The sequence below is a fragment of the Corallococcus sp. CA054B genome, assembly GCF_003611625.1.
In the GTDB taxonomy this organism is placed as follows: domain Bacteria; phylum Myxococcota; class Myxococcia; order Myxococcales; family Myxococcaceae; genus Corallococcus; species Corallococcus coralloides.
The window spans coordinates 1-6648 of the sequence record NZ_RAVY01000321.1 but is presented as its reverse complement, the minus strand read 5'-3'; the positions used below and the strand labels follow the sequence as shown (position 1 = coordinate 6648).

6 protein-coding genes are annotated in these 6648 nt (G+C 71.8%); 1 reads left to right on the top strand and 5 read right to left on the bottom strand.

The genetic code is table 11. From position 1 onward, the window contains the following. From D7V80_RS39760 to D7V80_RS39750, 3 genes are all read right to left on the bottom strand, one after another. Positions 1 to 560, bottom strand: a 560-nt coding sequence (locus tag D7V80_RS39760; protein WP_120592982.1) for a LysM peptidoglycan-binding domain-containing protein, incomplete at its 3' end; no start/stop codon positions are given. Positions 561 to 664: 104 nt separating this feature from the next. After that, positions 665 to 1663: a cytochrome c gene (locus tag D7V80_RS39755; protein WP_120592981.1), complete on the bottom strand. Its 999-nt coding sequence runs from the start codon at positions 1661 to 1663 to the stop codon at positions 665 to 667. Then, positions 1660 to 2235: a hypothetical protein gene (locus tag D7V80_RS39750; protein ID WP_120592980.1), complete on the bottom strand. Its 576-nt coding sequence runs from the start codon at positions 2233 to 2235 to the stop codon at positions 1660 to 1662. The genes D7V80_RS39755 and D7V80_RS39750 overlap by 4 nt, the downstream gene beginning before the upstream one ends. A 192-nt stretch (positions 2236 to 2427) precedes the next feature. On the opposite strand from D7V80_RS39750, the gene D7V80_RS39745 reads away from it, so the two are divergent. Beyond that, positions 2428 to 3975, top strand: a complete 1548-nt coding sequence (locus D7V80_RS39745; RefSeq protein ID WP_120592979.1) for a glycosyltransferase family 39 protein — start codon at positions 2428 to 2430, stop codon at positions 3973 to 3975. Here D7V80_RS39745 and D7V80_RS39740 read toward each other — a convergent pair. Together D7V80_RS39740 and D7V80_RS39735 are read right to left on the bottom strand one after the other, a co-directional pair. Continuing rightward, positions 3972 to 5705: a cbb3-type cytochrome c oxidase subunit I gene (locus tag D7V80_RS39740; protein WP_120592983.1), complete on the bottom strand. Its 1734-nt coding sequence runs from the start codon at positions 5703 to 5705 to the stop codon at positions 3972 to 3974. The two genes, D7V80_RS39745 and D7V80_RS39740, sit on opposite strands and share 4 nt — an antisense overlap. Next, entirely contained in the window at positions 5702 to 6538 is an 837-nt protein-coding gene (locus tag D7V80_RS39735) for a cytochrome c oxidase subunit II (RefSeq protein ID WP_120592978.1), read from the bottom strand. Before D7V80_RS39735 ends, D7V80_RS39740 begins: the two co-directional genes overlap by 4 nt. Positions 6539 to 6648 lie beyond the last annotated feature (110 nt).

The following is a 6648-nucleotide window of genomic DNA, read 5'->3' as shown; positions in this document are numbered from 1 at the left end:
CCCACGCCCCCCGTCGACGGAGGCGGCTTCGACGTCCCGCCCGAGCCTCCCGTGCGGCCCGGAATCGTCAGCTTCTGGCCCACGTAGATCTTGTTCGGATCCGCGATGTGGTTCGCCTGCTGCAACGCCCCCACCGTCGTGCCGTACCGGCCCGCGATGCCGCTCAGCGTGTCCCCGCTGCGCACCGTGTACGAAGCGCCCCCGGACGGCGGCGGCTTCGACGTCACCGGCGCCGCGCCCCCACCCGCGCCCGGAATCGTGAGCCGCTGGCCCACGTAGATCTTGTTCGGGTTCGCGATGTGGTTCGCCTTCGCCAGCGCGCCCACTGTCGTGCCGTGCCGCCCCGCGATGCCGCTCAGCGTGTCTCCGCTGCGCACTGTGTAGCTGCCCGCCTTCGACGGCGCCGCCTGGAACCCGTCCGGAACCGTCAGCCTCTGGCCCACGCGGATGAGGTTCGCGTTCGCGATGTGGTTCGTCTTCTGGAGCGAAACCACCGACGTGTTGAAGCGCCGCGCGAGGCCGCTCAACGTGTCGCCGCTGCGAACGGAATAGGTCGTCACGATTAAAACTCCGGGAAAAGAGGTAAATCAGTGCCCGGATTTTCGCGACGCCTGGGAATTAGTTTCCCAGGAAGACCTACTTTTCAGGTTACTGCATCAATCCGCTATTGCTGCGCCTTCGAGTCACGCAACCGTTGCTGAAGGTCGCGGGCGGCGCGGGTGTCGTGCATCACGACGAGGCTCTGCACGTAGTACGCGAGCGCCCAGAGGTTCTCCTCCGGGATGGCGCCCTTCCACGCCGGCATGGCGGCGCCGCCGACGCCCGCGGCCATCACGCGGTAGAGGTCCTCGCGCTGGGCCTGCGCGGTGTACGGCTGTCCCTCCACTCGCGTGTCCTGCGGCCACACGGTGCGCAGGCGGTGGAAGAGGAAGTCCGGCGGCAGCACCTTGGCGAACTGCGTGGCTTCCCCCTTCGCGTCCACGGTGAGCGAGTAGTCCGAATCCCGTTGCAGCGCCGTGTACGGATCCGCGTTCGCCAGGTTCACCTTGCGGCCGGTGACGCTCTCCGTGAGCGCGGCGAGCTCCGCTCGGGGCAGGTACGCAACGTGGCAGCTGGCGCAGCCCGCGTTGCCCTTGCCGGCTACGTGGTAGACGGTGCGGCCGCGCTCCACGGCCTCGGCTTCACGGCCCTTCCACGGGTCGTCGGACAGGGCGATGGCCGCGCCGGGAGACTCCTGCTTCCAGCGAGGGCTGAAGGTCTTGAGGTACTGCACCACGGCGTCCACGTCCGCCGGGGGCACGTCCCACGCGAACATGGGTGTGCCGTGCAGGCCCCGCCGCAGCGTGCGCTTCAGCGCGTCGTCGGTGGGCAGCTCGCCCGCCGCCACGCCGCCGAACTTGTAGAGGCCCTGGAGGAAGTTGCGCGGAGGAGGCCGCATCCCGGAGCCCGCGGGGCCCTGGCCGTCGCCCTTCTCGCCGTGACAGGACGCGCAGTAGTGCGTGTAGACGTCGTATCCGCGCGCCAGCGTCGCGGCGGGGATGACGGTGCCGTCCGCGAGCTTCAGGGGCTCGAAGGTGGGGGTCTCCTTGCGGCACGCGGGAGCGAGCGCCCCCAACGCGAGCACGGCGAGCACACGGAACGAGAAGCAGGGAATGGGCTTCATGGGAGGTACACCACCGCGAAGAGGACGCCGTACATCACCGTCGAACACCACCAGCCAGGCAAGGCTCGCCGCAACGGAGCGCTTGCGTCCTGACCGCGCAAGACGCGGAGTCCCGCGCGCAGCAATCCCACGAGCACGACCGCCAGATGCGCGGCCTGCACCGCCGACAGGCCATACAGCGCGGAGGCGAAGACGCCGCTGTCGGGGATGCGCAGGTCGCGGTACCAGAACAGCACGTGCAGCCAGGCCGCCTGCGTCGCAAGGAACGCCGCCCCGGAGCCCAGCACGCCCGCCAACGTGAGCCGGCCCGGTCGCGACTGCCGGAGCGCGACGTGCAGTAGCACGACCCCGATGACGAGGAGCCCCCCGGCCAGCGCGGGAACGAGCGCATCAGGGCGCGCGGACCCGGGAGGCCAGAAGCCGCGCAGCCGGTAGAAGCCCGCGGTGAAGGCCATCGCGCAGAAGAGCATCATCACCGCGCCGTGCGCGATGACGACTCCGAACCAGAGGTTCGCTTCGTCGCGCTGGGGGGACGTGGAGGCCAGCGTCCCCGCGGGGTCGTTCGTGCTCACGGGGGTGGACTCTCGCATGCCTGGGCCCGGTGGAAAGCACCAGGAAGCCGGGCGGCCCCCCGCCCCTCGGAGCGGCGCCCATCGACCGAATCACCTCCAGGCATCACACCCGTGCGACTCGCCATGCCGTGACGAGGCAAGAACCCCGCGTGCGTCCCGGCCCGCCGGTAGTAGCCTGCCGCGCTGACCCTGATGGAACCCGCGCCCACTCCGCTCGAAGCGCCGTCCCCGTCCGTCCCTCCTCGTGCATCAAGGAGCCTGGACCTCTGGCCGTTGATCATCGTGGCGCTGGGCGCCTGGGTGCTGCGCGCGCTGGCGTTCTTCCATCGCTCCGGCGCCATGGGCTACCCCATGGACTACGACGAGGGCGTCTACTTCTCCGCCGCGTCGCTCCTGCTGCGCGGGGACCTGCCCTACCGCGACTTCATCTTCGTCCACCCGCCCGGAAGCCTCCTGCTCTGGGCTCCCGGCGCCGCGCTCACGCTGGGGCTCGACGCGGCCACCGCCTACGGCATCAGCCGCTACCTCGCCGCCGCCGTGGGCGCGCTGTGCGTGTTCCTCGCTGGCCGGGTCGCCTGGCGCGCCTGGGGGCCGCTCGCGGGCTGCGTGGCCGCGCTCGCCTATGCCGCGTATCCGGAGGCCGCCCTCGTGGAGCGCGGCACCTTCCTCGAGCCCCTGCTCAACGTCCTGTGCCTGGGCTTCGCGAACCTCTGGCTCGCCTCCGGCCCCCACTCCCGGGCGCGCCGCATCGGCGCGGGCGTGCTCCTGGGGCTCGCCATCTCCGTGAAGATTCCGGGCGGGCTGTGGCTCATCGCCGCCCTGCTCTCACGCCCGGGGAAGGAGTCCTGGCGTCACGCGCTCCTGCCCGTGCTCGTCGCGTCCGCCACCTTCGTCGTCGTCGTGGGCCCCCTGGCCGCGCTCGCCCCTTCCGAGTTCTTCCGCGACGTCATCACCTTCCAGGCCGTGCGTCCCCCAGATGGGGAGCTGGACCGCTGGCTGCGCCTGCGCGAGGTCTTCCACGAGCGCCGGTGGGGCGAAGTCCTCCTCGCCCTCGTGGGCCTGGGCACCGCGTGCGTGCGCGCCTTCCGTGCCGCTCCGGAGCACCGCCCCGCCGCGCGCTTCTTCGCCTGCGCGTTCGCCCTCACCGTGGTCCTGTTCCTCGCGTCACGGACCTACTGGAACCAGTACAACGCGCACCTGGCCGCGTCGGAGGCCGTGCTCGCGGGCCTGGGCGCCTCCGTGCTCCATGCCTTCAGCACCCGCTGGGGACGCACCGCCTCACACGCCGTGGCCGCGCTCCTGCTCGCCATCGCGTTCGTTCCCGGCGCGAGGCACGTCTACCAGAGCGCCCAGCTGCAGGCCCCGGACGTGGTGGCGCTCGCGAAGCACCTCCGCGCCGACGTGCCTCCCAAGGCATGCCTCTTCTCCTTCGAGCCCGGCTGGGCGCTCGCGGCGGGCCGGCTCCCCATGGGCGCCACGCCCATCGTGGATGGCTACGCCACCATGCTCCAGGACGCCATGAGCACCGGCGACCGCTTCGAGACCACCGACGAGGCCCTCTCCGCCGATGAGGCCCAGCAGGCCCTGCGCATCATGCTGGGCTCCTGCCGCTTCGTCGTCCTCGGCTGGCGGGGAGAGTGGCAGCTCACGCCGCAGAGCCGCCCCTGGTTCAAGCAGCGCTTCGTCCGCCGCTTCCCCGTCGGTGACGCCGGCGGCGTGGACCTCTGGGAGCACCGCTAGACGGCGCCCTCCACCCCGGGCACCGGCGGCACCACCGGCTCCGCCACGGGCACAGCCGAGGGCAGCGGCTCCGCCTGGCCAATCCAGTCGCGACCCAGTTGCTCCTGTACCTCCGGTTGCGACAGCGCATGCGGCCCGCGCAGCACCACGGCGCCAGGCCCTGCGTCCATCCACTCCAGGGTGCCCACCCGCCACGGGTTCGGCTCCGCGGCCCGGCCCCACTTGAGCGTCCGCACCAGGTTCACCACGAACACCAGCTGCGCCGCGCCCAGCGCGAACGCGGCCCAGCTGGTCCACCGGTTCAGCGTGAGCAGGTGCGCGAGGAACGTGTACTGGTACGGGTCATAGAGCCGCCGCAGCTGCCCCGCGTAGCCCGCCACCAGCTGGCCGCCGAAGACGGCGATGAACAGCACCGCGCTCAGGAGCACGTGCACCTTGGCCATGCGCTCATCCAACGCGCGCCCGTACATGCGGGGGAACCAGAAGTAGAGCCCCGCGAACACCGCGAGGAAGCTGGCCGCGCCCATCGTCAGGTGGAAGTGGCCCACCACCCACATCGTCCCGTGCAGCGGCACGTCCGTCGCCACCGCGCCCAGCGCCAGCCCCGTGATGCCGCCCAGGCCGAAGACCACCATCGTCGCCAGCGCCGCGAGCATCGGCGACGTGAGCCGCACGCTGCCCCGCCACAGCGTCATCAGCCAGTTGAGGAACATCACCTGCGCCGGCAGCGAGATGAGCAGCGTCAGCACCATGAACGTGCGCCCCAGCACCGGCGCCATCCCGCTGGTGAACAGGTGGTGCGCGTACACCGCGCCGCTCAGCGCCGTCACCACGCCCATGGCCCCCGCCGTCAGCCGGTAGCCGTGCGCGGGCTTGCGGCTGAAGAACGCCACGAAGTCCCCCACCATGCCCCACGCGGGCAGGATGAGGATGTAGACCTCCGGGTGGCCGAACAGCCAGAACAGGTGCTGGTACACCACCGGGTCGCCGCCCCCGCCCACCGCCGCCGCGCCCGCGATGAAGAACTGCGTGCCCGCCACCCGGTCCAAGAGCAAGAGCACCGTGGCCGCCGCCAGCACCGGCACGAACAGCACGTTGAGCACCGCGCCGTAGAACAGCCCCCACACCACCAGCGGCATCCGGTCCCACGTCATCCCCGGCGCGCGGCAGCGCACCACCGTGACGACGAAGTTGAGCCCGTACAGGAACGCGGACACGCCCACGCACAGCACCGCCACCGTCACCAGCGTCTGCCCCAGCCCCGGCGTGAACGCGGGCGTGGCCAGCGGCGGATACGACGTCCACCCCGCGCTCGCCGGCCCCAGCCGGACCCCGAACGACACCAGCATCAGCGCGCCGCCCACCGCGTAGGCCCAGAAGCCGAACGGCGACAGCCGGGGGAACGCCATCTGCTTCGCCCCGATGGCCAGGGGCAGCACGAAGTGCCCCAGCGCACCGAAGAGCAGCGGCGTCACCGCGAAGAAGATCATCAACAGGCCGTGCATCGTGAACACGGCCGTGTACGTGGGCGGAGTGAGCGCGCCCTTCGACTCGGGCAGCACCCACGCGAGCCCCGGCACCGGCTGCCCGGGCCACGCCCACTGGAAGCGGATGAGCATGGCCAGGAGGCCACCTATCAGCAGGAACAGGAACCCGCCCCACAGGTACTGCCGCGCCACGCGCTGGGGGTCCGTCGTCCAGAGCGACTTCAGCAGCGCCCCCGCCTTCATGGCGTCCTCCACACCCAGCCCCAGTGGGCCGCCGTGTCATCCGGGTCGTAGGCCTGCACCGCCTTGAGGCTCGCCTCGCGCAGCCACGCCGCGTACGCCTCCGGGGACAGCGCCGTCAGCATGCCGCGCATCCGGTAGTGGCTGGTGCCGCAGTGCTGGTAGCAGGCCACCTCCCACGCGCCCTCGCGAGCGGCCTGGAACCACGTCTGGTTCACGCGGCCCGGGATGGCGTCCAGCTTCACGCGGAAGGCCGGCAGCGCGAACCCGTGCACCACGTCCGTGGAGACCAGCTGCACCCAGACGGGCACGTCCGCCGGCACGCGCAGGTCGTTCCACGTCACCACGTCGTCCTTCGTGCCGAAGGCCCCGTCCGTGCCCGCGTACCGCGCCTCCCATGACCACTGGTGCGCGTTGATCTGGATGCGCACCGTGCGCGGATCCTCCGTGGGGACGCGGAAGTTCCAGAGCACGTCGTCCAGGTAGCCCTGGGAGCCCAGGAACAGCGTCCCGTCCACCACGCCGAACACGCCCAGGGCCAGTCCCAGCACCCACGCCCGCGAGCGCCGCGTGCCCCCGTCCGGCGCCACCTTCCGGGCGCCCCGGAAGCGCACCACCGCCAGCAACAGCCACCCGAGCATCACCGCCGCCAGCGCCATGTCGAAGCCATGGCTCGTGGCCAGCAGCGCGTCGATGCGGTCGCCCGTCGCGCTCGCGTTCTCCGGCGGCGCCAGGCTCCAGGCGCCACGCGCGGGCGGCACCGCCAGGGGCGCCTGCGCATCCGGCGGAGCGACGTCGCTCGCGGACGACGGGGACAACGACGGGGACTCCGCCATCACGGATGCTCCTGTTCCACGGGGGCCGAAGCCCGCTCTGCTCCCGGCGCATCTCGCCCCGCCCGCCAGGCCGCCCAGAGCCCCACGCCCACCAGCGCGAAGGGCACCAG